Genomic DNA, 26,834 nt, shown 5'->3' with positions numbered 1-26,834 from the left:
GTGTACTATTTTTTCGGTCATGCAACCATGCTACCTATAACGTGCATCTTGCTAATGAACCTAAACCGTTATGCTTCGACTTATCCCTTTCTTTTCTACTGAGGCCCAGTTGATAGCTGCCTTGAAACGGGGAGAAAGCCGTGCCCATAAAGTTCTTTATGAACGATTTTCGGGCAAAATGCTGGCCGTTTGTATTCGTTACTGTGCCAATAGGGACGACGCAGAGGAGGTTATGCTGGATGGCTTCATGCGCGTTTTTGAGAAGATTCAACAATTTCGGGAAGATGGCAGTTTTGAGGGCTGGATACGACGGGTAATGGTGACAGAGTCATTGATGTTTCTGCGAAAGAATAAACAATGGCGGCAGGAGATACCTATTGAAGATATACAGATAGAGCCAGATTATGCCTGGGCCGATACATCCCTAAATGAGCATGACCTGTTGCGGGTTATCAATCAACTGCCCGATGGCTACCGAACCGTGTTTAACCTTTACGCCATTGAAGGGTATAATCATGGAGAAATTGCCGATATGTTGGGGATTTCGGAGGGAACATCAAAATCCCAATTGAGCCGTGCAAGATTATTGTTACAGGCTAACCTGAAAAAAGTAGAACAGGCACCCACCTTACAACGGCGGGCCAGTTAAACAGATACGATGAAAAAACAGGAAGAAAGTCCGCCGATTGATGAGTTGTTTGCCCGCAAACTGGGTCACGCATCACTATCGCCCAGTCCTGACGGCTTTGAGCGCTTGCAGGCACGAATGAATAAGGCACAACCGGAACAGCGAGTTGTAATCTGGCGTAATCCAGCCCTGCAACGGTATATGGCGATAGCTGCTAGCCTAGCGTTGGTCTGCCTGTTTGGCTGGCTCTATCTTCAGTCCAGTTCTACGCTTACAAAAGTAGGTGAACAGGTAGCGAACAGCGTTGGCAAACCACCAAGACCGGAGGTGGACAAGGTCGGAAGTCCAGCTAATAAAAACACGATGAATAAAAAGCCAGATGGACAACCCGCTCCGGCAGAAACGGAAAATCATTTAGCTACCGTTGGTAAGCCTGTTGAAGTTATTCGGAAGGAAAAGAATTCGTCAACGAACCCCCCTTCTCTGCAGAGTGAAAATAGCAATAAGGAACTCTTGACATCCAAAAATGAGCAATCTGTTCTGACGCAAATACCGCAATATAACAACAAGACAAAATTGACAGATACAACGCTGCCAGATGTAAAAATCATTAATTCAGTTGATACAAACACGGAACGCGTAGCTGAAAATACGGTTAAACCTGCTGCCCCTATCGAACGCGTGTTAACGGTAACAATCGAAGAACCCGCATCACTGTTAGCTGCCCGACAAGCTACCAAGAGAGAATCTGGCACTGTGGCTTTAACAGGGGAAGAGCCTCAAAAGGAGGCAAAAGGTAATCTATGGCAGCAGGTCCGACGAATCAAACAGGGCGAAGTGTTTGCCCGGCACGATAACCCCGGTAATGAGGACCAGGGGCTATTGGGCCGTGCTTACAGCGGGCTGAAACAGAGTTTTGAAAAGGATAAATCCGAAAAATAATGAACAGGCTGTTTACCATCATAGCCGGGATAACTGTACTGCTGTTGACAATCGTCACGTCAGGAGCTAACGCAGGACCCGTAAGCCCGACAGATTCATTGGTAATTCGATTTGCTAATCGTACCCGATTGGTCATCTATGCCCCGGACAAAGCCGGTATTCAGGCATTGTCGAATTACGATTTGAATAAAATAGTCCGGGAAATGGGTATGAAACTCGATTCCGTGCCGGGTGGTCAAACGGCTATTTCGCAGGATGGTGAACGTTTTCTGAAAGATACTGTGCTTGTCGTAACAAAAAAGAAGGATGGATTTACTATCGTCATCAATAGCAAGGGGGACACCGTCAAAACAAAACCAGCCAGCCAGGATAGCAGCAATCGGGCTTACGCGCAGGCAAAACGCCGGAGACGTGACGGGAACAGTTTTGATTATGGCCTAAGCATTGGTCTGGATAATTTCATTCAGCAATCGGCCAATCCTACTTACCCTGAAGGGAGTTATAATCTGCGGCCCCTCGGTTCCCGTTATATCGCTTTATCGATAGGTGCCATGCCAACTATAATTGGGGGGAAACATGCATCATTAAAACTCTATTATGGTGTTGAAGTAGCCTGGAACAATTTTATGTTCGAAGGGAATAAGATGGTAGAGAAAGGAGCAACTGCTGTTGCTTTTCCCGACGCCGGCCGTGATTTACAAAAAAGTAAATTGACTGTATGTACAATTGGCATTCCAGTGGTTCCACGCGTTGTATTCTACAACGACGATGGTCGGAAAGTGGGCCACATTGGTATAGGAGGCTATGCCAATTACCGGCTTGACAGCTATCGGAAAATAAAAGAGGCCGATGGCAGTAAAGACCGGCGGCATTCGGATTATTACCTCAATGATTTACGATATGGGGTTATGACGCACATTGGGATTCAAAGCCTGAATTTTTTCGTGAAATACGACCTAAATCCACTTTTTCAGCCTGACAAGGGGCCAGATGTTCGCACAATTACGTTTGGAATTGGATTCTAATTGATGTCACATACAACCGTTTCTATCATTGGATTAGGATGGCTTGGATTGCCACTAGCGAAACAGCTACAGCGTGTAGGCTGTACTGTGAAAGGTAGTTGTACTACCTCCAGCAAGGTTACTGATTTGAATCAGGCTGGTATCGACGCTTATCAGCTACAATTGAATCCGGCACCCGAGGGTAATCTAAACGATTTACTTGATGCCGACACCCTTATCATCAACGTACCTCCTAAAGCGGGGAAGTTTGGCGAGGATTTTCATCCAAAACAAATCCAGCATCTAACGGATGCTATTGACGTATCAGAAGTAAAGCACGTTATCTATGTTAGTTCTACGTCGGTCTATCCAGAACTAAATCGAATGGTTGTAGAAAATGATGTTATAATGCCAGATGAATCAGCCGCGCCTGCTCTGGTTAAGGCTGAACAACTCGTGTTGGCGTTAGCACCCAAAAAAACTCTTACGGTGCTGCGGTGTGGTGGTCTGATGGGGTACGATCGTATTCCGGGAAAATATGTTGCCGGTAAAACAGTAGACAGTGGAGACGTCCCCGTTAACTACCTGCATCAGGATGATGCCGTGGGCATTCTGCTCACGCTGATTCAACAGCGTACTGATGGAGTCTTTAATGCTGTAGCTCCCGAGCATCCGGTTCGGAAAGACATCTATCAAAAAAGCTGTGCGGATTTTGGTTACGAACAGCCAGCGTTTGAACAGCCTGAGCAACCCGTTCCGTACAAAGTTGTCAGTGTAGAAAAGCTACTTCAAGCTACACAATACGCATTTCGCTATCCTGACCCGCTGCAATTTTTCTACCGACTAGGAACGGAGTAGATGACGCATACGCGTTGAGAAAAATCCACCCGATGAACTTTTTGATGACGCAGCTGCCCGGTTTATGGCCGCCAGGAACATAAAATGTCCTTGCCCGTGCCAGGCCCGGAAGTGTTCGCTTAACTGCGTATCGTATTCAGGTAAGTAAGCTAGTAGTTGATTTAGATCGAATTGGTCTGCAGCTGTTCCAACCCCGGCACGCTGTCCGTCTAGGGCATTACACGCCTGTTCGTAGTGGTTCGGTTGTGGAATCATCATAGCAGGCTTACCCAGATAAGCCGCTTCACAAACCGACTCAAACCCAGCCGTTGTAACGATGGCTTTGCACCGGGCCATAAACTCTAGGAAACGCTGACCATCAATGGCGTGGAAACTCAGAGTATCATCAATGATCTGATTCGGTACGCTCACTCCCGAATGAAAGCCATCCATCCGGATTTCCGGGTGTTGCTCATGTGCCTTGAGTAGCTCGGTTTTCAGGCCAGGCTGCGTGACGTAGGCTAGCAGCGAATCGCCCTGCGTTGGTTTTATCTCGGTGATCTCCCGACGAAGTAAGGGAGGGACGATACGCACACGCTGTTCAGGTGCATCTGCCTGTTTATCGAATGAGAGAGCTAACAGCTCATGTGCCCCAAAACAGGTTAGCAGCGTATTGAATTTAAACGTCTGCCGATAAAACCATTGTCCTTTAGGCCGCTGAAAATCGGGATGAAAGGCCATGTACTGGTGGGCGATACATATCATGGGTACCGGAGGGCGCAGCAAGGCATACGTCATACCACCCAGCATTTCGTGGAAATTGATTACTACATTGGGCCGATGTGCATTGATAATAGCCCGTACCTGCTTCAAACTCTTCCAAAAGGGTCGAATGGTTCGGAGGGCACGGATGGTGGTTTTAGTAGGTTCCAATGCGTTTGTTACTGCATTATACACCAAACCGGGGCTAAAAATGGGGATAACCGGAGCCGTAAATTTTTCACTGAAAAAAGCAGGAACGGCCCGCTCGGCCGTCACCCCAACAATAGCACCGGTAACTTCATGGCCTGCCGTTTGTAAAATTTGGGACAGTGATAGTGCTTGTGTTAGATGTCCCCGACCTTCACCTTGTACCAGAAATAGAATACGCATAATAAGGAGGTTCTTATGAGTTTAAACCGGGACTGTGTTATCAGTGAGTTGTTCGATGGCATCTACTAATTTTTCCGTAATGCCAGACTCGTTACCCGTCAACTCCGGCGTATAGTAAAGCAGACTCCAGTTGCCTTCGTGATCTTCAACCAGCGCACTCAACGACTCTATCCAATCGCCCGAATTCATGTAGATGATACCATCAATGGTGTGGATAGCAGGTTGATGGATGTGGCCACAGATAACGCCGTCGCATTGGCGGGCGCGGGCCAGTTCAGTTAATTTTTGTTCGTAGTCCGAGATGTAGCTAACGGCTTTTTTTATGCGGGATTTTACCTGTTGCGAAAGGGAGTAATAGGGCAAGCCACGCCAGTTACGGTAGTTGTTATAAAACTTATTTACCCAAAGCAGAAATGTGTAGCCTACATCTCCCAGGTAGGCCAGCCATTTCATTTGCGAGGTAATCGAGTCGAAAACATCGCCGTGTGTAATATAGAATTTCTTGGTGCCGGAAGTCAGGGTATACTCTTTACGGATAGAAAAATTCCTTCCTACCTTCAGGGGCATTATCTGGTCAAGAAAATCATCATGATTGCCCCGCAGGTAAATAACTTTCGTGTCATGACGAACGATTTGCTTCAAAACTGTTTTAAAAAAAGCAGTATGCTTTCTTTTCCAGGTACCGTATTGCTTCAATTGCCAGCCATCCACTATATCACCATTGAGAATAAGCTTCTGACACGAGTAGTAGCGTAAAAACTCAGTAGCTTCTTTCGCTTTCGATCCGGCAGTACCAAGGTGTATATCAGAAAGTACGATCGTCCGGAATTGCGTGTTTGATTGCATAGGCGAAAGTACAGGCTGATTGTAACGTAAGATTTATTCAAATGTTACCAAATTGACAAGGTTATAGCGCTAAGGAAGCACTTGTTCATATTGACTTAATAAACCACGACAAATGGAAAATCCAGTGCTCATTTTCGGAGCAGGAAGTTTAGGCCTGACGGCTTTAGACCTGTTTCAACGTAATAGTGTTGTTGTTTACGGCCTGTTAGATGACAACAAAGAATTGCACGGCCAGGAGTTTGGCGCTGTATCGGTACTGGGCGAAACGGATGACGACGGCTTCCTGAAGCTGATTGGGCAGAAATGCGAAGCCTTCGTTGCCATTGGGGATATCCGCGTCCGGAAACGTCTGGTCAAACTACTGAATGAACGGCGAAAAGTACAGCCGGTCAACGCGATTCATGATACCGCAACCGTTTCGACACTTGCCATTATCGGACATGGAAATTTGGTAGCCGCCCGGGCAGTTGTTAATCCTTTTGCTGAGGTAGGACAACATTGCATTATTCAGGCCGGAGCCATTATTGAAAGCCGGGCAAAAGTGGGTGATTATGTTATGGTAGGAACTGGAAGTATACTAAATAGCGATGCTGTAGTGGAAGACGGGGCTTTTATTGGCACGGGCGTCACTATCATAGCCGGCGTTAAAATCGGCAAAAATGCCCGCATTGGAGCAGGATCCGTAGTCGTAGAAGACGTAGCGGCCGGGGATACCGTATTCGGTAACCCGGCAAAGAAAATGTAGCGAGCAGGTCACCGTCAAAATACTATGTTGTAACTTACTGATTGACAGGAGTCGCAGAGCAATTTACTCGATATAAAGCACTTCGTTCGCCAGAAAATCCTGATAGGTCATTTCAAGGCCTTTCCGCAGTTCAGTTTTGTGTTTCCAGCCCATTTCGTGCAGCCGGGACACATCCATTAACTTGCGTGGAGTTCCATCCGGTTTTTCGGTGTTCCAGCGTAGTTCGCCTTCAAAACCTACAATGTCCTTTATAAGCTCAGCGGTCTCACGAATGGTCACATCTTCGCCCGTGCCGATGTTGACGAAAAGTTCATCGTTGTAATTTTCCATCAGGAAAAAACACGCATCGGCCAGGTCATCGGCGTGCAGAAACTCGCGCATGGGCGAACCAGTACCCCAAACCTCAACGGTTGGCTCATCGTTCACCTTCGCTTCGTGAAACTTCCTGATGAGAGCGGGTAACACGTGAGACCCCTGCAGGTTGTAATTGTCGTTTGGTCCGTACAGGTTGGTAGGCATGGCCGAAATAAAGTTACAGCCATATTGACTCCGGTAAGCGTCGCACAGTTTTATTCCCGTAATTTTAGCGATGGCGTACGGCTCGTTGGTCGATTCAAGATAACCACTCAGCAGATACTCCTCTTTGAGCGGTTGAGGGGCCAGCTTGGGATAAATACAGGAAGAGCCAAGGAACAACAGCTTCTTAACACCTGTTTTATAGGCACTATGAATAATATTTGACTCAATCATCAGGTTATCGTACAGAAATTCGGCACGATAGGTGTTATTGGCTAAAATACCGCCAACTTTAGCCGCGGCCAGAAAAACATAGTCGGGAGTTTCCTGGTCAAAGAAATCAGCAACTGCCGCCTGATTTCGTAAATCCAGTTCTGATGATGTACGGGTAATAATGGTAGTATACCCTTCGTCCTGAAGCTTACGAACGATAGCTGAGCCGACCATCCCCCGGTGTCCGGCAACATAAATACGAGCCTGTTTTTCCACGAAAATTGAACCTAAGCTTAGCCGCCTGAAAGCCAGGCGAATGAATGGATAAAATAATAGGGCTTTTTACAGCGTTGCAAAATTGAAGTTGCAAACTTAACAAACTTCAGGCATCAAACAGTTCTCTAGCCATGTTTGCTATTGTATATAGATTAACTTATTTAATGGTTTCAATGGCACTGATGGTTTCAGTACGTGCACAAACGGTCCCTTCGCCATCGGCTCCTGCATCGCTTACCACGTCATCAAAGCCCGTTTTAGCTCCTTCCGGCGCACCTGCTTCCCCGTTATCAGGTTTCTCCTCTGTTCCTTCGTCACTGACAACACTTGGTATACCAACTATGTCGTCTCTAAAGAAGCAAAAGGATGATTACGTAGCGGGTATCATGCCCGATTTGGGTCTGAAGGTGAAACAGCTCAAAAAACAGAAGGCCGACCGCAAGTCGAAAAATAAACTGTCTAAAACGGAATACGAAGGGTTGTCGATGGTGAAAGCATATACCAAGTTTGGTAGTGGCGACAGAACCATTGTGGAAGAGTTTTATGTACTGCGCGACAACGATGCGACTAAACCACTGCCTTACGTACGGGACATTGTCCGGTACTACCAGCGCTCGGGGCGGGTGACAAGTTCCATTATTCGGAATGAGGGAGATGGCTTACTGCTGCATGGGCCATACAAACGCTACCAGAACGGCGATTTGCTGGAAGAGGGCTACTATTATGCCGGTATGAAAGATGGACGCTGGGAGAAGTATGATGCTAATTTTATGCTGCTTGACAAAAGCTATTGGCATCAGGGCGTTCCGTCCGGATCGAGACTATCGTACTATGACTCAACCCACCAAAAAATTAAGGAGGTCATACCTGTAGAGTATGGCAAACTGAATGGGACCTACATGGCTTTTCATGAAAATGGGCTGGTGGCCGAGGAGGGCAAGTATGACAACGGAGTAAAAATAGGGCGATGGACTGAGTTCTACCCTATAAACCCAAGCGGTCGGCGGATGCGTCGAAAGCTCACGCAGTACCCAGCCAACCAGTGGGATTCCGAGTTTGACCCATACGTAATTACGGAATGGGATCAGAAAGGGAAAGTGACGTACCAGCGGTCGAAGGAAAAGGTTGTGGAGGAAGAAGAAGCAGAGAACTAGGATTACTTTCTCTTCCTCTCTATGCTACTTGAATACCCCTTGGGGATCAGGCTGCTTGGCCAGCAACTCGTTCAAATACCCAATATCGAGGGATGAAAGATCAAGCGTACGGGCCTGATGGTAGTACTCCCACGCTTTGCCGTAGTTGGCTTTCAGATAATAAACAACCGACAATTTTTGATAGGACGAAGCGGAGGGATTTATTGCTACTGCCCTGTGTAGATGGTTCTCCGCCTGAGCCAGCATTTCATCGGCTGGCTTCTGCTGATACTGCTTGATCTCCACGGTAGCTAAATCTGTCAGTAACACCGTGTTGCTATCATCAACGGCAAGTCCCTTGCGCATCATGCGTATGGCATCGGGTAACTGGTCTTTCTGGTAACAAACAACGCCTAGTCCCCAATAGGCGTCTACATTTTTGTGATTGAGCAACCAGGATAGGTTGAAGCGGTGGGTCGCCGTATCCAGCTGCCCATCGGCAATATAATCCCAGCCACGAGCAGCAAAAAAGTTGCTGGCTTCGGGTCGGCTGGCAAAGTTTCGGTCACAGTCATTCAGGAAGTGAATGTCTGCATCAATCTGGGCAGTTGTTTTGGCGCGTTCGCCAAAAAGGGGCAGCGTATTGATGGAGGCTTCAGTCGTCAATCCGTCAGCCGGAACGGTTTCTTTTGAGTGGGCAACTGATTCCGAACGGTCACGGCTGGCGTTTGCCTGCCGAACCGAATCGCCCGAACGAGCTGATATGATGAACTCCTTTGTTTGCGCTGCCGACAAAAGCGGTAAAGCAACTAAAGCCCACTGTATCAGTTTTATGCGAACACTCATAGAAGGACGGTACTGCATACGGTTTGTCTCCCGATACAACGAAAGGGGAATCCAAGTTAGTACATTACCGGCAAATTACCGTCTACTACCGCCCCGTTTTGGTCCGCCCGATTTGCCCTTTGCTGAACCAGACGTCCTACGATCTGGTCTACCCGGTTTTTGCCCTGCGGTGCGTGGCGTTGACTTCGCTCCCGCAGTAGCCCCGGATCGGTCACTGGAGCGTACTTTGGGGCCGTGTGCGTTTTTTGCCTTTTTCTCGTGAAAGGCGCCCAAAAAGTCTGGATTTTCTTTCCGGCGTTGCTCATCAATTTCACGGAGCATGGCCTGCTGCTCGTCAAAGGGGGTTTCGGTAACCACAACGCCAGCGGGTAAGGGGTGGCGCGGAATGGTCATGCGAATGATCTTTTCAATTTTTTGTACATGGTATTCCTCCGCCGTTGTCAGAAACGTTATCGCTTCGCCCGTGTGCATGGCGCGGCCGGTCCGGCCGATACGGTGTACATAATCCTCATAAATCAGGGGCAAATCGAAGTTGATGACGTGGCTAACCTCGGCTACATCGATGCCCCGTGCGGCCACGTCAGTAGCAACCAGTACCTGCACATTACCTTCCTTAAAAGCTTCCATCGCGTTGATGCGGGTATTCTGGCCCTTGTTGGCATGGATGACCCGCACTTTATCGGGTTCAACAACTTTGCGGATCAGAAACTTATAAATATTCTCGGCAGTACCCTTGGTACGGGCAAAGATGATAACCCGGTGAAAAGCGTCGTTCGTAATTAATGTGTCCAGCAAATTAATTTTGGTCCGAAAGTTTGGTACCTCATACATGATTTGATTAACCATGTCAGCAGTGGATGCCTGCGGAGTTGCCTCTATTTTGATGGGCGCTTCCAGAAACTCAGACGAGAGCCGTTCTACCCGACCACCAAAAGTAGCTGAGAACAACAGGTTCTGACGCTTCGTTGGAATTACCTCCAGAATAGACCGGATTTGTGGCATAAAGCCCATATCCATCATCTTGTCGGCTTCATCGAGCACCATGGTCTTAATCTCTTTCGTTACAATCTCCCCTAACCGATAGAGATCCATAAAGCGACCGGGCGTAGCAACAATCAAATCGACACCCTTACGCAGGGTCTCAATCTGGGTTTTTGGGCCTAATCCTCCAAAAAGGGCAAGATGCCGCAGGTCAGTGTATTTCCCCAACTCACTAACGGCCTGGTTTATTTGCATGACCAGTTCCCGCGTTGGTGCCAGTATCAGTGCCCTTGGGTTTTGCCCCTGTGCATATTTTATTTTCATGAGCAACGGCAACAGATAAGCCGCCGTTTTGCCGGTACCCGTCTGGGCAATGCCCAGCACATCGTGGTTTCCCAGACTCAGCGGGATGGTTTGCTGCTGAATGGGCGTGGGTTCGGTATACCCTAAATCAGCCACTGCGTTTAAGAGTTGCCGGTTCAGGTCGAATTGCTCGAAAGAAGTAATTTCCATAAATGAAGATAGTCGTGGGAGTTGCAAGTTGTACATTTCATAAGCGGCCAGCATTGGTAACCAGCACTTTGGTCAGCCACTTCGCCTTTTATGACTCACAACTAGGTCTAGAACCGTTTTAATACCCGTTCTACGCCACTAACGTAACCTGACCCAAACAGATTCACGTGAACCAGGAGTGGATATAGGTTATAGATAGCTACGCGCTCTTCAAAACCGCTGTTTAGTGGGGATGCCTCGTTGTAAGCGTCATAAAAGCGGGTGTCAAATCCGGCAAATAATTTGGTGAAGGCGAGTTCAGCCTCCCGAAATCCATAATAAACCGCAGGGTCGATTAGGGCGGGCTGTTTTTGCTGGGTAGGCAGAACATTACCAGACCATAAATCGCCGTGAAGCAGCGCAGGTGGTTCATTCGGCAGCAGTTCCGGTAATCGATCACGCAGACGAAATAGGGCGTCGTAGGCCTTCTTAGGTAGCAAACCCTCATATAGAGCCTGGCCGGCCTGGGGGAGCAGGCGATGGTCAAAAAAGAAATCATACCCATTTGGTGTCAACGTGTTGGTTTGTGGTAAGGTGCCAATGTAATTGTTGAACCGTAAACCAAATTCCTGTTGCGTATGTGTGTGTAATTGCGCCAGTTGTCGACCGAGCGTTTCCCAGTAGGTTCTATTGGGTGAACCGCCCTCAATGAATTCCAGAATCAGGAAGGATTTGCCCAGGTGACGGTCGTGGCCGATGACCTGCGGAATGTAAAAGGTATGGGTATGACGTAATAGAGATAGCCCCTCAACCTCCGTTTCGTACATGTCGGGCGAGACATCCTGTTCGAGTTGATGCCATTTTATGAAGAAAACACCCGCCGAAGAAGATACCTGCGCGGAAGTATTAATATTGCCACCGGATATAAACTGTACGTCATTTACATCAACTGATTTCCCCAATGCCGAAAACAGGATGCTTTCAAAAAACGTAAACTGCTCATCACCCCAGAAATTCATATTCTATTTCAGATTTTTACTTTGCTGTTCGGCGTTTTCTCCGGCACTGTTTGCTCACCAATGTGAAAAGGAGCCAATGAACGCCAAAATAAACCTCAGTCAACAAAGTCTTTACTATGAACGCACAAATTCAGCATTTATACGATATCGCCCGAAAACCAGAACGTCGAATCATTGGTCTGATGTCTGGCACTTCGCTCGATGGGCTTGACGTAGCACTATGCCGAATTTCAGGCAACGGTCCCGATACCAGCGTTATACTCGAAGCGTTTGCTACGGTACCTTACACCGATGAGCTGAAAGCTGATATTCGCCTGATTTTTGCCAAAGACCAGATCAGTTTTGAACACCTCTGTTTGCTAAACTCGTACATTGGTAGGCTACACGGGCGAATGATTCTCGATTGTTTACAGACTTGGGGTGTCCAGCCGACTACAATTGACTGCGTGGCCAGTCACGGGCAAACCGTTTATCACGCTCCTAAAAGCCAGCATCGAAAGGAGATGTTTCCCAATGCTACGCTCCAGATTGGTGATGGTGACCACATTGCGGCCGTAACGGGTATAATCACCTTTAGCGATTTTCGGCAGAAACACGTAGCCCACGGGGGCGAAGGTGCACCCTTAGCTGTCTATGGCGATTACTTCATGTTTTCTGACCCGAATGAGAACCGGATTCTGCTGAACATGGGTGGTATTGCCAATTTTACCTACCTGCCAGCCGGGGGCGACGCCACCAACGTTTTTACCACCGACACCGGGCCGGGTAATACGTTATTAGATGCTTACGCCCGCCAGTTTCTGAATAAGCCATATGATGAGGACGGTCTGTTGGCGGCTTCTGGAAATGTTAATAATGCTTTGCTTCAGGCAATGAAAACAAATCCGTTCTTTGAGTCACCTTTTCCGAAAACAACTGGCCCGGAGGTATTTAATACGGATTACGTCAACGATGCTCAGGATAGGAGTGAGACCCAGGCTCTGTCAAACGCCGATTTGATGGCTACACTGGTGCAGTTCAGCGCCGAAACGATTGTTGATGCAATTAGCCGTACTATACAGGAAAAGGGAGTCCGGAGAAGTGCCGATCCCCAAACGTATCGAATTTACACGAGTGGGGGAGGGGTGCACAATCCTGTGCTCATCCGAATGCTCCAGACACTACTGCCCAACTGTACCTTCGGGCGAACAAATGAGCTTGGTATCAACGGTGATGCCAAAGAAGCCGTTCTATTCGCTGTGTTAGCGAACGAAAGCCTGACTGGTGGTCGTACGTCTTTCGGCGAACGCGAGGGCGTACCCAGTGTAACAATGGGGAAAGTAAGTTTTCCCAAATAAGGTATATACGGACTGAAGTCCGTATCGCTCCAATGCATGAAATTATGGACTGAAGTCTGTAGATACCTTATTTCGGCCTGAACACGGCCATTTTGTCTTCGTGGGTAGTCAGGAAAGGACCGCCAATGAGGTCGATACAATAAGGGATGGCGGGAAATACGACCGACAGGCATTGCCCTATGGCCTTTGGCTTGCCCGGCAAATTCAGTATGAGTGTCTGGTTCCGAATTCCGGCTGTCTGGCGGGATAAAATGGCTGTTGGTACATACCTGAGGCTTTCCTGCCGCATTAATTCGCCAAAACCAGGCATCATTTTCTGGCAAACGGCCTCTGTAGCTTCGGGTGTTACATCCCGCACGGCAGGGCCGGTACCACCGGTTGTAACGACTAAACAGCACCCTTCTGAATCGGCCAGTTGAATCAGGGTTGCTTCCAGTTGGCCCTGTTCGTCGGGAATGACGCGGTAAACGGGTTGCCAGTTGCAACTGAGCCATTCGGTCAAAAAGCCAACGACTGCCTTTCCGGGAATATCTTCGTAAACACCCGCACTCGCCCGATCTGAGACGTTAATAATACCAATTTTAATCATGGAAAATAGGTTGACCGGTCCGCCGGTGCGGTTTGTTGTTCGTAGTTTGACGTTTCACGAACCAGTTTAACGTCAAACTACGAACAACAAACGTCAACCTAACCAACCTAACTAAGTTACGGCTTCTTCCGTTTCAAGGCTAAATCGTGCGCTGTATCGTAGTAGGAGCGAAGACTGCTCCAGTCGAATACATCGGCGATACTTTCCACTTGATTTCGCTGCTTGATACGATCTCGCTGAGCCATTCTGACAAATCGGTACAGCACATCGGTCAACTGGTCAGCGGCTTCATCAAAAGATTGGGTTCGCCGGTTGATGACGTAGATACCCCGGTTTTCGTAATCACGCATGATCTGCATGATAAAATCGCCGAAACCCGACTGGTCACTGGTAACGGTCGGAATCCCTCGTACAACACATTCCAGGGGCGTATACCCCCATGGTTCGTAGTAGCTCGGGAATACACCGAGGTGGCAACCCCGAACAAACTGGCTGTAATCCAAGCCAAACAATGGATTGGTAGAGGCAATGAAATCGGGGTGATAAACGATTTTGACCCGGTCATATTCATTGTTGACCAGGTTCGCTTTTTCGATAAACCGGGTCATCTCGTCGGGTGCAACCAGATTGTGGGTTACATAGGGCGGGAGCCGGTGTGTTTTCCAACTCTGCACCGTCCGCCGAAGGCGAAGCCGCCAGTACTCGTCCACAAAATTGTTCAGATCGGGCAGTTTCGTACTTTGCGTGTTCGAGGCTGCCGCATGAAACAATCGGTCACCTACCTGCTTTTCGATACTTTCGCAGGTTTCCTGAATTTCCTCGAGTAGTGCCCGCGAATGAAGTACTTCGGGGTTTATGGAAGTGTATGGCTGCCTGGTAACCATAAACATGACTACCGTCGTATCCATGTTATTTTCCCGCATCCGATGATTCAGGCGGGCAAGTGCTTCCAGCGTGATGTCGTACCCTTTATTGGAAAACTCGAAACGGCCCGAGGTAAAGAAGTACAGCGTTTTTTCCAGATCGAATGAGTAACTCTGGAAAAAGTGGCCCATTACGAACTCATGAATTTTTTCCTTGTACTGGACGTGCAGGTTCTGAAATTCGTGAACGGCAGCAAAACGCGTCACATTAAGCCCATTAGGAAGGACAAGATCGGGACTTCGACCCAGAAAAACCTCACATTCACGCGCTGTTACGTCGCTAACCGTTGTAAATACATTCGATTGCAGTGCGGCTAACCGCTCAATGGTAGCCTGTGTTTCAATTCCATAATGCTGGGATTCCCGTTTCCAGTCGAAAAAGGGTAATTTACCGTAGAAGCCCGGCTCATTTTGGGCCAGGTAACGGCCCAGCATAGTAGCGTGAGTTGTGAAAACGGTAGCGACTTTAACGTTATCGCGACGCAGGTCAGGTACGCCAGTGCTGGCCATCCATTCGTGGAAATGGGCCACAATATCAACCCGTTTTGAGTGCCCTTCGGCCAGCAGGGTGATAAACCGACGCACCATTTCGCCAAAAGCAATCGTCTGGTTAACGAGGTCTTCAACGTTCAGTGTCGATAACTGGTGGTTTATCCATAGCTGCGTCTTTATCGTATTCAATTGCTCTGTACTGATGCTGTCAATATCGAACAGCACCACCCTGGGGCGGCCTGTAACGAGCCAGTAACCATACTCGACTCCGTAGCCCAATTGACGCATTTTCCGAACGGTCTGTCCAATTTCAGTTTCGTCCAGTTCAACAATCGGTTCAAATTCGGCGGCTGACCGCTGTGGAAAGTAAGGCCCCAGGGCTACATAGTTGTCGTCCCATTTTTCGACCATTGCCGGTACTTTCGACCGGATAACCGTATAAATTCCACCTACCTGATTACATACCTCCCAGGCTATTTCGAGTAGGAGTTTCCGCTTCGATGTTGAAAAGACTGATTCCAAAGTAGTTACTGATTTAAAGTAGTAGGTTAGTGTGGGTACGTACTGTACACGTTCACTTCGCAAATAACTAGTATAAACAATAAAAGAAAAATTTGTTTATTTTAAATATGATTTTGCGTCAATTACCTGTGTGACTTTGTTTAAGGTCATAGTATAGTTAAAACCCGTCTGAATGCTAAATGCGCCGTACTCCCCCTGCTTGTTTACTGCCAGAAAACCTACTTGTATATCGGTAAAATCCTGCTTTTTTACAATTCGGAGGGCAGCCTCTTCGCAGGCCTGCTGGGGTGTGCGCCCCTGTCGCATCAACTCAACTACTAGGAAAGAACCACATGTGCGCATAACCAACTCACCTAAACCGGTAGCGCAGGCACCGCCAAATTCATTATCGACAAACAAGCCCGCCCCAATAATGGGCGAATCACCGACCCGGCCCCGCATCTTGTATGCTAATCCACTGGTAGTACAAGCCCCGGAGATATTACCTTTACTGTCGATGGCCAGCATGCCAATTGTGTCGTGCCGTTCAATGTTGGCAACAGGTTTGTACTTAGCTGTTTTTAACCACTCGCGCCATTCTTTTTCGGCTTTTGGTGTGAGCAGGCTCTCTTTTTTAAACCCATTCGCCAGCGCAAATGCCAGCGCACCTTCGCCACTTAGCATGACGTGGGGCGATTTCTCCATTACGGCCCGCGCTACAGAAATCGGGTGCTTAATGTGTTCCAGAAACGTTACGGAACCAGCGTTGCCCTTTTCATCCATAATACAGGCATCAAGCGTAACATGACCGTCGCGGTCGGGTCGACCACCGTAGCCAACGCTCATGTCTTCGGGGTCGGCTTCGGGTACTTTAACACCTGCTTCAACGGCATCCAGGGCACTACCTCCTTTATTTAAAGCGGCCTGCGCGGCTGCGTTAGCTTTGGGCTGATTCCAAGTAGAGATAACGAACGGTCGATTAGCGGAGGGCTCAGTAATTGATGGAACAGGGGTTGGGGCATTACCCTTGTTTGTGCTAATAGCTGGTTTCGCAAGGCCAAATGATAGAGGAGGTATCAGCCCAGCCAGGGAACTGAGCGTAAGGAAACGGCGACGATCTAGCATAAGTAGTTTGCTTCTGGCTCAAAATAAACGAATAAACAGGTGGCAATTACTACTTTTAAGGGAATTAATCAAAAGTACAAAGGATGGTTTTGAACAAACACATTCTACTCATGGACGGCCCCGACAGTAAAGGGCTGATTTATCACGTAACGGGTGTATTGCTGAAACACAACCTGAATGTAATTCATAACGATGAGTACGTTACTCCGGCTGGCCAGTTCTTTATGCGCACCGAGTTTGAAGGGACATTTGAGCGTGAGGTATTGCTGCAGGAGTTAAGAAGCACTTTGCCTGATTCCTCAACCCCATCGGCCATTACGTTCCGGTTGAATCCAAAACAGAAGAAAAATATAGTAGTACTGGTCACCAAAGAACATCATTGCCTGAGCGAGTTGCTAATCCGCTACGCATTCGATGAGCTGGATGCTAATATTATGGCGGTTGTTAGTAATTACGCTACGTTGCACCCGTTGGTTAACAAGTTTGGGATTCCGTTTCACCATATTTCGCACGAAGGTAAAACCCGCGAAGAGCATGAGGATGCCATGTTGAAAACGCTTTCCTGTTACGAACCGGAGTATGTGGTACTGGCGAAGTATATGCGTGTGCTGACCGCCAATTTTGTCAACTACTTTCCGAACCGGATTATCAACATTCATCACTCTTTTTTGCCCGCTTTCGTAGGGGTAAATCCATACCGGCAGGCGTACGAACGGGGAGTAAAAATAATTGGGGCCACCGCCCATTACGTGAATAACGAATTGGACGAAGGCCCCATTATTGCGCAGAGCGTAACAGAGGTAAATCACCGGTATACGGCTGCCGACATGGCTACGGAAGGCCACGAAGTAGAAAAGCAGGTACTGGCCAGAGCGTTGAAGTTAGTGTTCAACGACCGCGTTTTCATCTACAGTAACAGAACGGTCGTTCTGTAAGGTAGGGTAATCGGTGTAGCCTTCCTCGCCGGGTGTATAGAACGTATCGGGGTTAGTTTCAACCGAGCTACCGTATTCGTCGGTTCGTCGGTTGGTATCGGGATTCAAAAACTGCTCTAACAGATACCCATCGGCTCCGTGCAGTTCCACGCCGTCAAAACCAGCTTCAATAGCGTTTTTTGCGGCCGTTACATGTTCCTGAACCGCAGCGTTCACCTCTTTGGTCGTCAGGACGCGGGGTGTAGGGTGGGGTTGCATACCTTTAGTATCGGTGTACATATTCCCGCTTGCTGCTACGGCCGATGGGGCTACTACTTCGCCACCATTGGTCAGGTTGGCCGGGTGCCCGATGCGCCCGGTGTGCATAAGCTGAACGAATATTTTGCCGTCATTTTCGTGTACAGCGTTGGTTACCGGTTTCCAGGCCTTCACCTGTTCTATGTTGTAAAGCCCCGGAATACGGGCGTAGCCTTCGCCATTATGTGATGGTGATGTGCCTTCGGTAATGATCAAACTAGCCGAAGCACGCTGGGAATAGTACTCCGCCATGATTGGCGTCGGAATGTGGTCTACCGTAGCCCGGTTACGAGTCATGGGAGCCATGACAATATGATTTTATAGGGTAATTTACCCAGCGAGGCTGGGGATAATAATTGCTGTGACATACCGAAACGGTTCGTTAAATTTTGGTATGTGAACCTGTTGATATGTCGAAGAGTTTGAATGTATTTTCGGTTATTAGCCTAATTTTTTTAGAGAACCGGCCAATTCATCGAAAGCTATTTTATTGAGCGAAAGGTTTTGGCAGCGGTCATTTTTTTGGCTAACGACTAACCCGCTATCTACCAGTAGTTTTACGTGATGAGGAACGCATGATTGTTATAGTCCCGTAATTTCCTGTGCTACCGTTCCGGTGATACTCCCCTTTTTGCCAGTTCGAGTAGGATCGAGAGCTGGTATTTATCTGCTATTGCGGCAGTTGTTTTCTCAATCTCTTTCGGTTCCATCATGAACGAAATTACTGGTTTGGCATCGATAAAGAGAGAAGCAGGCTTTTGATCTTAGCTTCACTAGCCTCTACGTATTCATATTCACCTGGTATTGACGAAGCCATGGATACGGCTGGTTGCCGGTACGTCATCCAGCTATCTTCCTTCTGACTGCCACTCAGGTGCAGCGCATCGACACCTGCTTTAATGAATTGACCTGCATTGTGCGCATTCACCCCCGCCCCAGCCATAATGGTGATACGGCCAGCCGCTCTCCCGGTTAGGTGTCTAAGCACAGGTAACCCCTGTTCGGCAGTCTGGTGCTGGCCAGAGGTAAGAATACAGGTAGCTCCGGTTCTGATTACCGCTTCCAGTGCTTCCAATGGGTTGCGGGTCATATCGAATGCGCGGTGGAACGTTACGGGTAGTGGATTTGCTAAGTCGACCAATTCCTTCGTTTGTGGTTCATTTACGGTACCATCAGTATTCAATATACCAAACACCAGTCCGTCCGCTCCCAATGTTTTAGCCACCTCAATATCTGCTTTCATAACCGTCAATTCGGTTTCAGAATAATGAAAATCACCTCCTCTGGGCCGAATCATCACATGGATTGGAATGGATAGGTGCTGCCGGGCCTGTTGGATCAATCCGGCACTGGGTGTAGTACCTCCCTCGCCCATTCCACCGCATAATTCTACCCTGCTGGCTCCAGCCCGTTGTGCCGTCTGGCATGATTCTAGCGAGTATACACAAACTTCAACAAACATCATTTTCAGGTTATGAAAAATATAATAGAAACATTTTTCGTCAGTCAAACTCAAACGTAAAACAAAAAAACTTTCAGCACGTTTATCGCCTAAATCCCGGTAAACCAGATACGTCAAACATTTTTGGCAAAAATAGCTTGGATATTACCGTTTTTTTTACTTTTGCACCCTCATTGGAAATAGCTATTAACTAAAAGACATACTATGTACTGGACACTCGAATTAGCTTCCTACCTGGAAGATGCCCCCTGGCCCGCCACAAAAGACGAATTGATCGACTATTCAATTCGCTCAGGTGCCCCCCTCGAAGTAGTAGAAAATCTTCAGGAACTTGAAGACGATGGTCAGCCTTATGAAAGTATTGAAGAAATATGGCCTGATTATCCAACCAAAGACGATTTCTTCTTCAACGAGGACGAATACTAAGGCATCCAGGTATCATTCGACTTAAAAAGGCGTAATTCGGAAAGAATTACGCCTTTTTAAGTTTTGTGTTTCTGGGACCAAACCCCGTGGTACCTGCCAGACTGTAGTTTGCCATCAGTTACTTGCCTGCGTCACCGCTTTCTTTTCCTTTACGGGCCGGTCATATTTTTCGGGGGCGTAAAGAAACCCGAACGCTTCGGCTCCTTCTTCTGACTGTATTTTGAGGACGACGGCAAAAAGGTCAAAACCATTGTGGTGATTATGGTGATCGCGGTGCCAACTCTATAAGAAACTATGCATGACGTACTTATCCGTAAACTAAGCCACACCTTCCACAAAAAGAAAAGTACCTGCAACCAGCGCAATGTTTACCAGCATATTCGTGTTATTTGAGCAGTATAATTCGTTTTATTAACAGATTGATTTGTTGAGAAGTTGGCTTTTACTGGTTAACTTTTTACCGAAAAATAGAGATATATACAGAAGAGTTGCAAGTTTATTCGAAAGTAGTATCTTTATTGCAAGTCAGTGCTCAACCAGATGAACCCATCGGTTATGGACTATCAGGCGCTCAAAAACCTGGTCAGACGGGGAGAGAGTAGTAGTTTAGAGTTTAAGCTGAAAACAAATCATCCCGAGAAAATAATTCGGGGCGTGGTAGCCTTCGCTAATACAAACGGCGGCATCATGCTTATCGGCGTCGCCGACGACAAAAGGATTCCGGGACTGAAGTACGCCGACGAGGACGAATATCTGCTCGTCCGGGCCATCAACAAATTCTGTTTTCCGCGCATTTCCTACACAATAGACCGGGTGCAGCTTCTCGATGAACGGGAAGTTCTCGTTATTCGCGTGCCCCGCAGCCCCACCCGGCCTCACTACCTTATTCCTGACCCGGCAAATCCCGAAGACAAGAAGGTTTACGTACGCGTAGCCGACAAATCGGTTCAAGCCAGCCGGGAGGTGCGCGAAATCCTGAAAGGGGAACAGGCCGAACGGCACATTCGCTTTACATATGGAGAAAAAGAGCACCGGCTCATGCAGCATCTGGGTGAGCATAATAGCATTACGGTCGATTTATTTGCATCCATTGCTGGTATTTCGCGCCGGATAGCGTCCCGCACACTGGTGTTGCTGGTGTTGGCCAATGTGCTCGAAATCCATCCCAGCGACGTAATGGACCAGTATACAACCCGGCCTATATAACGGGATTGGGTATAAGCGGGGAATGTCTTACTTTGTGACGTTCAAGTACAGCACTTCACAAAGTACCAGACTATGTCTCAACCCGTACCCGCCCATAAGCCATTTATACCCGCCACTGAATCACCGGCTGAGTTTACCCTGAAAGCCATTATTACCGGGGCGGTATTCGGGGTACTGTTTGGAGCCGCCACGGTTTATCTATCGCTAAAAGCCGGTCTATCGGTATCCGCGTCCATCCCCATTGCGGTACTAGCTATTTCACTTGGACGTCGGTTTTTGAACACTACCATTCTCGAAAATAACATCATCCAGACCACCGGGTCGGCTGGGGAGAGCATTGCTTCGGGCGTGGTGTTCACTATGCCGGGCTTTCTATTCCTGACCAACGGAACCGGTGCCGACTTCTTCAACTACTGGACTATTCTGACACTGGCCATTCTGGGCGGGCTGATTGGCACGCTGATGATGATTCCGCTTCGGAGGCCATTGATTGTGCAGGAGCATGGTACCCTGCCGTACCCCGAGGGAACTGCCTGTGCATCAGTATTGATAGCTGGTGAACGCGGGGGCGATTTTGCCAAAACCGCCTATCAGGGGCTGGGAGCTGCGGCCTTATATGCTCTTCTGCAAAAAGTACTGCACGTCGTTGCCGAGGTACCAGTTTGGGCTACTCGCCAAACGAATCGGTACTTCCCATCGGCACAAGTGGCGGGAGAAATAACCCCGGAGTACTTGGGTGTCGGTTACATTATTGGTTTTCGCATTTCGGCCGTGCTGGTTGGTGGCGGTATTCTGGCCTGGCTGGGATTGATTCCCCTGCTGGCATCGGTTGTGCCGGGCGATACAATTGCTCTGCAACTGCAGAAGCTGGGCTACCTTGATGATTTGCAAGTGGCGGGCGGACCGGGCGGCTGGAATCCCACAACACATACCTTCGCCGATACGGCTGCCGCCATCTATCGGGCGTATATCCGGCAGATTGGGGCCGGAGCCGTTACGGCGGGTGGTTTTATGACCTTGATTAAAACGATTCCTACCATTATTTCTTCATTCAAACAAAGCTTTAGCCGGCCATCCGTCAAGGCAATTGAAGAGGAAGAGGCATTAAGCACTGGAACCCACACCCCCCGTACCGAACAGGATCTGAGTGTTCGGATTGTTATTATTGGGAGCGTAGTACTTACCCTGCTGATGGTTGTGCTTCCCCAAATTCCCGGCGACTCCATCCTGACTAAGCTACTAATTGCCGTGCTGGTGCTGGTATTTGGCTTCTTCTTCGTCACCGTAGCCAGCCGGATTGTGGGCTTGATTGGGTCCAGTTCATCGCCGGTGTCGGGCATGACCATTGCGACCATCATGGGCACGTCGCTTATTTTCATCGCGTTCGGGCTGACCGGTAAAGCGTTCGAACCTGCCGTACTGGTAGTGGGTAGTATGATTTGCGTAGCAGCTGCCAACGCCGGGGCTACCTCGCAGGATCTAAAAACCGGTTATCTGGTGGGAGCCACCCCCAAATACCAACAGATAGCCCTGTTTATCGGTGTTATCGTTTCTTCCCTTGTCATTGGGGCAACGGTGAAAGTGCTGGATACGCCCACCCCCGATTTACTGGCGCAGGGCATTACGCACGCTATTGGTTCGGATAAGTTTCCGGCTCCGCAGGGAACGCTGATGGCCACCCTCATCAAAGGCCTACTGTCGTTCAACCTCGACTGGCAATTTGTGCTGGTGGGGGCTTTTATTGCTTTCGTTTTTGAATTATGTGGGGTTAGTGCGCTGGCCTTTGCCGTGGGGCTGTACCTTCCCCTTTCTACTACCCTCCCTATTTTTGCGGGTGGCCTGGTGAAGTCAATTGTTGACTGGAATGCCAAACGGAAAGGAACGGTTGAGGAAGATCCCGACCTTGGGAAAGGTAACCTGTTCGCAACTGGCCTGGTAGCGGGGGGGGCATTGGCCGGTGTACTGGTCGCTTTGCTATCGGTTAATGAAACCGTTTATAACGGATTGGCATCCCTAACGCTGGAACCGGCTCTGGCTAGCGTATTGGGTGAGGGTGGGTACATGTTGCTGGGCGCGCTGGCCTTTGTTGGGTTGGCAACCATCCTATGGCGCGTGGGAGAAAGCAGACGTTAGCAATTACTGGACGATTCCCTAAACCCCCGTTCCTTCTCGAATGGACCTGGGGAGACGACCGAATGCAAAAACCCGGCTCGCTAACCAGTGAGCCGGGTTTTTGCATGAAACGAAAGAGGACAAGGTTACTTTTTCGCTTTAGGTGTCTGTTTAGCCTCATATTCTTTATTCAGCCCATCCAGAATCACGCTTGTCCGGTCGGCAGATGGGTCGGCAAACAGGATGCCCCCTCCTTTTGTGTAGCCTAAAACAAACTCATATTTATTCTGAGCATTTATGTTTTTCAGGTAATCGTAAATCTGGTCGTACAACTGCCGGTTTTTGTTTTGCTCCTCGGTTGCCAGATTTTGCGCGGCCCGGTCGCGGTAGGCCATGATATCCTGCTGCTCTTTCTGGAGTGAAGCTTCGGTAGCACGACCCTGCTCCTGCGTCATGGTTGGGGCTTTTTGCTGAAAGAAAGCTACTTTATTCTGTAAGTTTTTCCCTTTGTTAGCCAGGTCATTTTCCAACTGAAAACGTTTACTTTCCAGTACTTTCTGGGTGTCTTTAAAAAACTCATACTTGGTTAACAGCGAATCAACATTCACGTAAACAATCGCTTTCCCTTTGGCTTCAACTGGTGCTTTGGCGACCGGGGACGTTTCCGTTTGGGGGCCTTTAAAATGCAGGTAGTACAGTACAGCTACGGCAATAGTCAGGATGACATTTAGAATCAACGAGGCATTCTTCACAGTAAATAAATCAGTTAGTTACAAGTTTATTTTACAAAGGTATGGGGAATTGTTGAATTATGGGCGAGTGTGCCCAGCGGCATGACTGGCAACCTGATTTCCGAATGCCTGGCGTATAAAGAATCCTGATAAACCGCTTAGTCCACCTACCAGTCCACCTAGTAAAGCCGTTGCCAGCATAGGAAGGGCCGCGTTGTTTACCTTAAAGAGTAGTTCACCCATCCGACCGGTAAAATCTCCGCCAGTCCGTAGGTAAATAAGTAAAGCGTAGCCCAGCCACACCAGTGCCGCACCCAAAAAGCCGTACAGGAATGCCTGGCTTGCGCTTTGAGACCGCCAAAGGCACACAAGAAATGCCACAAGGGCTAAACTCCACCAGGGAAGTATCAGCTGAGCTAATAGACCTAAAATTGCAATCAGAAGAAGTTGAATCATAGTTTCAGGAGGGAATGAAAAGCCGCTTTAAGGTTTATTTTTATGCTGTACACGATTGCCGGGAGCTGTCATTGCAACGGGAAATTAACGTCACTTCAGGATAATACGCCGTTTAATTGCCGGGTTTTTATCCTGGGCGGATTGCAGATACAGTAACTCATTCAGTTGGCCGGTCCGCCAGGTTTCCAGCATGTTCAGATAGTACGGACTACCCGGATTACCCGATTGCCCGCCCGGATATACACCATACGCTTTCGGTTGCGGACCGAGGGCAACGACCATGCGCCAGGATGGCCCTGTTCGCTCAGTAGTGGCATTTACAATGCCCGCCCCTCCGCCAATCTGCACATTGAGCGCACTGAGCGCATCGAGTCGGGCCAGGTGGGCAATGCGGGTTGCTTTATGTTTGCCCCATTGCCACGATTCACCCAGAGGACCGTGCTGCCGGGCGAGTGAATCAACCGCTAGCTTTAAGGTCTGGGTTAATACGTCGCCAATGGTTTCGGGGGCGGTGGTTGTCACGTCATCAAACCAATGAGCGGTGGGTTCCTGCTCGGCCATCTGAAGTGTCCGGTCGAAACTGGGGTATCGTAACGTTGTGCTGTCAGTATTGGGGAAATCGTCGCGCCATACGCCATCCATATACTGGCGCATCCATTCGGTAAACAGGGTCGGACCTATCTCGGCAATGTCGTGGTTATAACGCCATTTTTTTAGGATATCAACCGCTTTTTTCTGTTCGGCAGTGAGCTTCTCCACCCGCACATAAGGTAAAAAAATGGGCAGGGCTTGCTGAGCACGTAGGTTCAGATTATCGTTCTGCAACATGCGCAGGCTATCCGGGGTCGCTTGCTGCATAGCTGTCAGCCGCTGGTTGATGCGCGTGCCGCGCTCAGCGGGGGCAAACTGCCAGTTTATGTAATACGGATACGTTGTATCAGTAGAGGACTGATTGGCCGAACTGACAAACCCCCGGGGTGGATTTTTAACGTGTGGATTTTGCTCGGCCGGAATCCATCCCTGCCAATCGTGGGCAGGATTCGTACCATCCAACAAAAACTTACCCTGGTCTTTCCATTTGAGGGGGAAACGGCCATTTGGTGAAATGGCGATGTCTTTGGCTACATCGGCAAACACAAAATTTTGCGCCGGGGCGCCGTAATAACTTAGCGCCTTGCGATAGTCGGCGTGATTAGCGGCCCGGTCGAGCAGGTAGTACGTCAGGAAATCGTTCGATTCCTCATGGCCAATCCAGCGTGCAGCATAGCCTACCGGCACGTTTCTGGCGAAAGGTTTTTGACCTTCCATGTACATTATCGGTCCGTGGTGGGTGTATAATACCGTATCGACTTTGTCGGGTTGCCCTTTTATTTTTATCCGCTCGATTCGGCGGGTAACGGGTTTCCAGCGGTTATCGTGCCAGTAGTCCAGATGGCGGTTGTCCCGAAATTTAATCTGATAAAAATCCAGTACGTCGGCTCCGACATTGGTGACACCCCATGCTACCTGCTTGTTGAAACCGATTATAACACCCGGAGCCCCCGGCATCGTAGCGCCGTACACGTTCATGGTTGGCGTTACCAACTGCATTTGATACCAGATAGATGGGAGGCTAAGCGTGAGGTGGGGGTCATTAGCCAGAATGGGATAACCCGTGGCCGATTTCTGTGGACCAACAGCCCAGTTATTACTGCCAATGGCTGGGTCATGCTCGGCCCAGTTCATACTGAGCGAGCCAACAGCCGACACCGAAGCGGGGGGCACTGCCGGAATTTTAACCGGTTTAAAATCCCATTTTGTACCAACGGGAATGATGGGGTCTTCCCGAAATGGATAATCGGGAAACAGGTTGGCTGTTACGGCAGGCCCCGCTTTCTGGAGAACATTGCTCATGTTGAGGTCATCGGCTCCGAGCGCCAGCACCCCGGACATATATTTCAGGAAATACGCGCACTTTATAGGTTGCCAGGGTTCCGGAGCGTAGCCGAGGAGTTTGTACTCCAGCGGGTATTGCGCCGGTTTCAGCTGACTAATCCAGGCGTTGACACCAGCCGTATACGCTTCCACCGACTCGCGCGAACGCGGGTCATCCATCATCGCTTTTACGGATTTCTCCGCCCCGAATCCCATGCCCAGACGTCGGTTGTAGCGGTCCAGCTCCAGTGCCCGTTCCCCCACCAGTTCCGACACCCGTCCGGCTGCGGCATGGGTCTGAAACTCCATCTGCCAGAGCCGGTCGCGGGCAGTCAGGTACCCCTGTGCGAAGTAGACATCATGGTCATTCTGTGCGAAAACGTGCGGAACGGCTTTGTCATCTATTATCACTGTAACGGGTGCCTGAGTGCCATTCAGGGTTATTTCCTCATCCGATGTGTTGACTGATTCCGCATTTTGCCAGAACCCAACGAACGGACTCAGTAGTGGTCCAAAAGCGGGAATGCTGCCCCAGGAGCGATTTAATGCCCAAATTAGTAAAAGCGTGAAAGCAGGAAGGAGAATAGCTTTTGCGTAACGCATAAGGAAGTAAATGGAGGCCGGTCTTTCGGTATGCAAGTTTACCATTGCATTCAGCAAATAAAAAGTGTTCTTATTACCGCCAAAGCAATTCTTTT

25 protein-coding genes are annotated in these 26,834 nt (G+C 48.8%); 11 read left to right on the top strand and 14 right to left on the bottom strand.

The features are described from left to right. The first annotated feature begins 70 nt into the window (after positions 1-70). Genes B156_RS0106120 through B156_RS0106105 form a run of 4 tightly spaced genes read left to right on the top strand, consistent with a single transcriptional unit; the run spans position 71 to position 3,432 of the window. Positions 71-649: an RNA polymerase sigma factor gene (locus tag B156_RS0106120; RefSeq protein ID WP_018618778.1), complete on the top strand. Its 579-nt coding sequence runs from the start codon at positions 71-73 to the stop codon at positions 647-649. A gap of 9 nt (positions 650-658) precedes the next feature. Further along, on the top strand, positions 659-1,570 hold the full coding sequence (locus tag B156_RS0106115; RefSeq protein ID WP_018618777.1) for a hypothetical protein: 912 nt from the start codon (positions 659-661) through the stop codon (positions 1,568-1,570). Beyond that, positions 1,570-2,595: an outer membrane beta-barrel protein gene (locus B156_RS0106110; RefSeq protein ID WP_018618776.1), complete on the top strand. Its 1,026-nt coding sequence runs from the start codon at positions 1,570-1,572 to the stop codon at positions 2,593-2,595. The genes B156_RS0106115 and B156_RS0106110 overlap by 1 nt, the downstream gene beginning before the upstream one ends. A 3-nt stretch (positions 2,596-2,598) precedes the next feature. Then, the gene (locus B156_RS0106105; RefSeq protein WP_026260636.1) at positions 2,599-3,432 is read left to right on the top strand and encodes a Rossmann-fold NAD(P)-binding domain-containing protein; all 834 of its coding nucleotides are present in this window, start codon (positions 2,599-2,601) and stop codon (positions 3,430-3,432) included. On the opposite strand, the gene B156_RS0106100 is transcribed toward B156_RS0106105, so the two are convergent. Further along, positions 3,418-4,563 (bottom strand): glycosyltransferase family protein, encoded by a 1,146-nt coding sequence (locus B156_RS0106100; protein WP_018618774.1) that lies wholly within the window; start codon positions 4,561-4,563, stop codon positions 3,418-3,420. The two genes, B156_RS0106105 and B156_RS0106100, sit on opposite strands and share 15 nt — an antisense overlap. Before the next feature lie 21 nt (positions 4,564-4,584). Next, a complete protein-coding gene (locus B156_RS0106095) occupies positions 4,585-5,409 on the bottom strand; it encodes a UDP-2,3-diacylglucosamine diphosphatase (RefSeq protein ID WP_018618773.1) in 825 nt (274 codons plus the stop codon). 112 nt (positions 5,410-5,521) lie between these two features. Here B156_RS0106095 and B156_RS0106090 point away from each other — a divergent pair, with 112 nt between their 5' ends. Next, positions 5,522-6,154: an acetyltransferase gene (locus B156_RS0106090; protein WP_018618772.1), complete on the top strand. Its 633-nt coding sequence runs from the start codon at positions 5,522-5,524 to the stop codon at positions 6,152-6,154. Positions 6,155-6,217: 63 nt separating this feature from the next. On the opposite strand, the gene fcl is transcribed toward B156_RS0106090, so the two are convergent. Then, complete coding sequence (gene fcl / locus B156_RS0106085; protein WP_018618771.1) at positions 6,218-7,159, bottom strand: GDP-L-fucose synthase; 942 nt, start codon at positions 7,157-7,159, stop codon at positions 6,218-6,220. A gap of 341 nt (positions 7,160-7,500) precedes the next feature. On the opposite strand from fcl, the gene B156_RS0106080 reads away from it, so the two are divergent. Then, positions 7,501-8,313 carry a toxin-antitoxin system YwqK family antitoxin gene (locus tag B156_RS0106080; RefSeq protein ID WP_018618770.1) on the top strand — a complete coding sequence of 271 codons (813 nt, stop codon included), beginning with the start codon at positions 7,501-7,503 and terminating at the stop codon, positions 8,311-8,313. A gap of 24 nt (positions 8,314-8,337) precedes the next feature. Here the strand turns inward: B156_RS0106080 and B156_RS0106075 are convergent, their stop codons facing one another. From B156_RS0106075 to B156_RS0106065, 3 genes are all read right to left on the bottom strand, one after another. Further along, positions 8,338-9,138, bottom strand: a complete 801-nt coding sequence (locus B156_RS0106075) for a tetratricopeptide repeat protein (protein WP_018618769.1) — start codon at positions 9,136-9,138, stop codon at positions 8,338-8,340. A gap of 75 nt (positions 9,139-9,213) precedes the next feature. Beyond that, on the bottom strand, positions 9,214-10,632 hold the full coding sequence (locus B156_RS0106070; RefSeq protein WP_040585219.1) for a DEAD/DEAH box helicase: 1,419 nt from the start codon (positions 10,630-10,632) through the stop codon (positions 9,214-9,216). 107 nt (positions 10,633-10,739) lie between these two features. Next, entirely contained in the window at positions 10,740-11,630 is an 891-nt protein-coding gene (locus tag B156_RS0106065; protein ID WP_018618767.1) for a fructosamine kinase family protein, read from the bottom strand. A 116-nt stretch (positions 11,631-11,746) separates the two neighbouring features. Here B156_RS0106065 and B156_RS0106060 point away from each other — a divergent pair, with 116 nt between their 5' ends. Next, a complete protein-coding gene (locus B156_RS0106060) occupies positions 11,747-12,967 on the top strand; it encodes an anhydro-N-acetylmuramic acid kinase (protein WP_018618766.1) in 1,221 nt (406 codons plus the stop codon). 67 nt (positions 12,968-13,034) lie between these two features. Here B156_RS0106060 and mog read toward each other — a convergent pair whose 3' ends face one another. From mog to B156_RS0106045, 3 genes are all read right to left on the bottom strand, one after another. After that, positions 13,035-13,556, bottom strand: a complete 522-nt coding sequence (mog, locus tag B156_RS0106055) for a molybdopterin adenylyltransferase (RefSeq protein ID WP_018618765.1) — start codon at positions 13,554-13,556, stop codon at positions 13,035-13,037. A gap of 116 nt (positions 13,557-13,672) precedes the next feature. After that, positions 13,673-15,493 carry a glycosyltransferase gene (locus B156_RS0106050; protein WP_018618764.1) on the bottom strand — a complete coding sequence of 607 codons (1,821 nt, stop codon included), beginning with the start codon at positions 15,491-15,493 and terminating at the stop codon, positions 13,673-13,675. A gap of 96 nt (positions 15,494-15,589) precedes the next feature. After that, entirely contained in the window at positions 15,590-16,597 is a 1,008-nt protein-coding gene (locus B156_RS0106045; RefSeq protein WP_018618763.1) for an isoaspartyl peptidase/L-asparaginase family protein, read from the bottom strand. 110 nt (positions 16,598-16,707) lie between these two features. Between B156_RS0106045 and purU the strand changes: the two genes are divergently transcribed. Then, complete coding sequence (gene purU, locus B156_RS0106040; protein ID WP_026260634.1) at positions 16,708-17,532, top strand: formyltetrahydrofolate deformylase; 825 nt, start codon at positions 16,708-16,710, stop codon at positions 17,530-17,532. Here purU and B156_RS28840 read toward each other — a convergent pair. Both B156_RS28840 and B156_RS0106025 read right to left on the bottom strand, forming a co-directional pair. Further along, positions 17,479-18,135: an oxidoreductase gene (locus B156_RS28840; protein WP_018618761.1), complete on the bottom strand. Its 657-nt coding sequence runs from the start codon at positions 18,133-18,135 to the stop codon at positions 17,479-17,481. The two genes, purU and B156_RS28840, sit on opposite strands and share 54 nt — an antisense overlap. 415 nt (positions 18,136-18,550) lie before the next feature. Further along, positions 18,551-19,291 carry a copper homeostasis protein CutC gene (locus B156_RS0106025; protein ID WP_040585217.1) on the bottom strand — a complete coding sequence of 247 codons (741 nt, stop codon included), beginning with the start codon at positions 19,289-19,291 and terminating at the stop codon, positions 18,551-18,553. A gap of 204 nt (positions 19,292-19,495) precedes the next feature. Here B156_RS0106025 and B156_RS0106020 point away from each other — a divergent pair, with 204 nt between their 5' ends. The 3 genes from B156_RS0106020 (at position 19,496) to B156_RS0106010 (ending at position 23,056) form a co-directional block, all read left to right on the top strand. Further along, positions 19,496-19,717 (top strand): DUF2795 domain-containing protein, encoded by a 222-nt coding sequence (locus tag B156_RS0106020; protein ID WP_009284883.1) that lies wholly within the window; start codon positions 19,496-19,498, stop codon positions 19,715-19,717. A gap of 540 nt (positions 19,718-20,257) precedes the next feature. Next, entirely contained in the window at positions 20,258-20,923 is a 666-nt protein-coding gene (locus B156_RS0106015; RefSeq protein WP_018618757.1) for an AlbA family DNA-binding domain-containing protein, read from the top strand. A gap of 72 nt (positions 20,924-20,995) precedes the next feature. Continuing rightward, complete coding sequence (locus B156_RS0106010) at positions 20,996-23,056, top strand: OPT family oligopeptide transporter (protein WP_018618756.1); 2,061 nt, start codon at positions 20,996-20,998, stop codon at positions 23,054-23,056. A 125-nt stretch (positions 23,057-23,181) separates the two neighbouring features. Here the strand turns inward: B156_RS0106010 and B156_RS0106005 are convergent, their stop codons facing one another. From B156_RS0106005 to B156_RS0105995, 3 genes are all read right to left on the bottom strand, one after another. After that, complete coding sequence (locus tag B156_RS0106005) at positions 23,182-23,787, bottom strand: OmpH/Skp family outer membrane protein (protein WP_018618755.1); 606 nt, start codon at positions 23,785-23,787, stop codon at positions 23,182-23,184. 57 nt (positions 23,788-23,844) lie between these two features. Next, a complete protein-coding gene (locus B156_RS28830) occupies positions 23,845-24,222 on the bottom strand; it encodes a hypothetical protein (protein ID WP_018618754.1) in 378 nt (125 codons plus the stop codon). A 90-nt stretch (positions 24,223-24,312) separates the two neighbouring features. Beyond that, positions 24,313-26,739, bottom strand: a complete 2,427-nt coding sequence (locus B156_RS0105995; RefSeq protein ID WP_026260632.1) for a penicillin acylase family protein — start codon at positions 26,737-26,739, stop codon at positions 24,313-24,315. Positions 26,740-26,834 lie beyond the last annotated feature (95 nt).

Origin of the sequence: Spirosoma luteum DSM 19990, from assembly GCF_000374065.1 — a bacterium.
GTDB classification, from domain to species: domain Bacteria; phylum Bacteroidota; class Bacteroidia; order Cytophagales; family Spirosomataceae; genus Spirosoma; species Spirosoma luteum.
The sequence above is the reverse complement of the archived record's forward strand: the minus strand, read 5'-3'. Positions and strand labels throughout refer to the sequence as shown.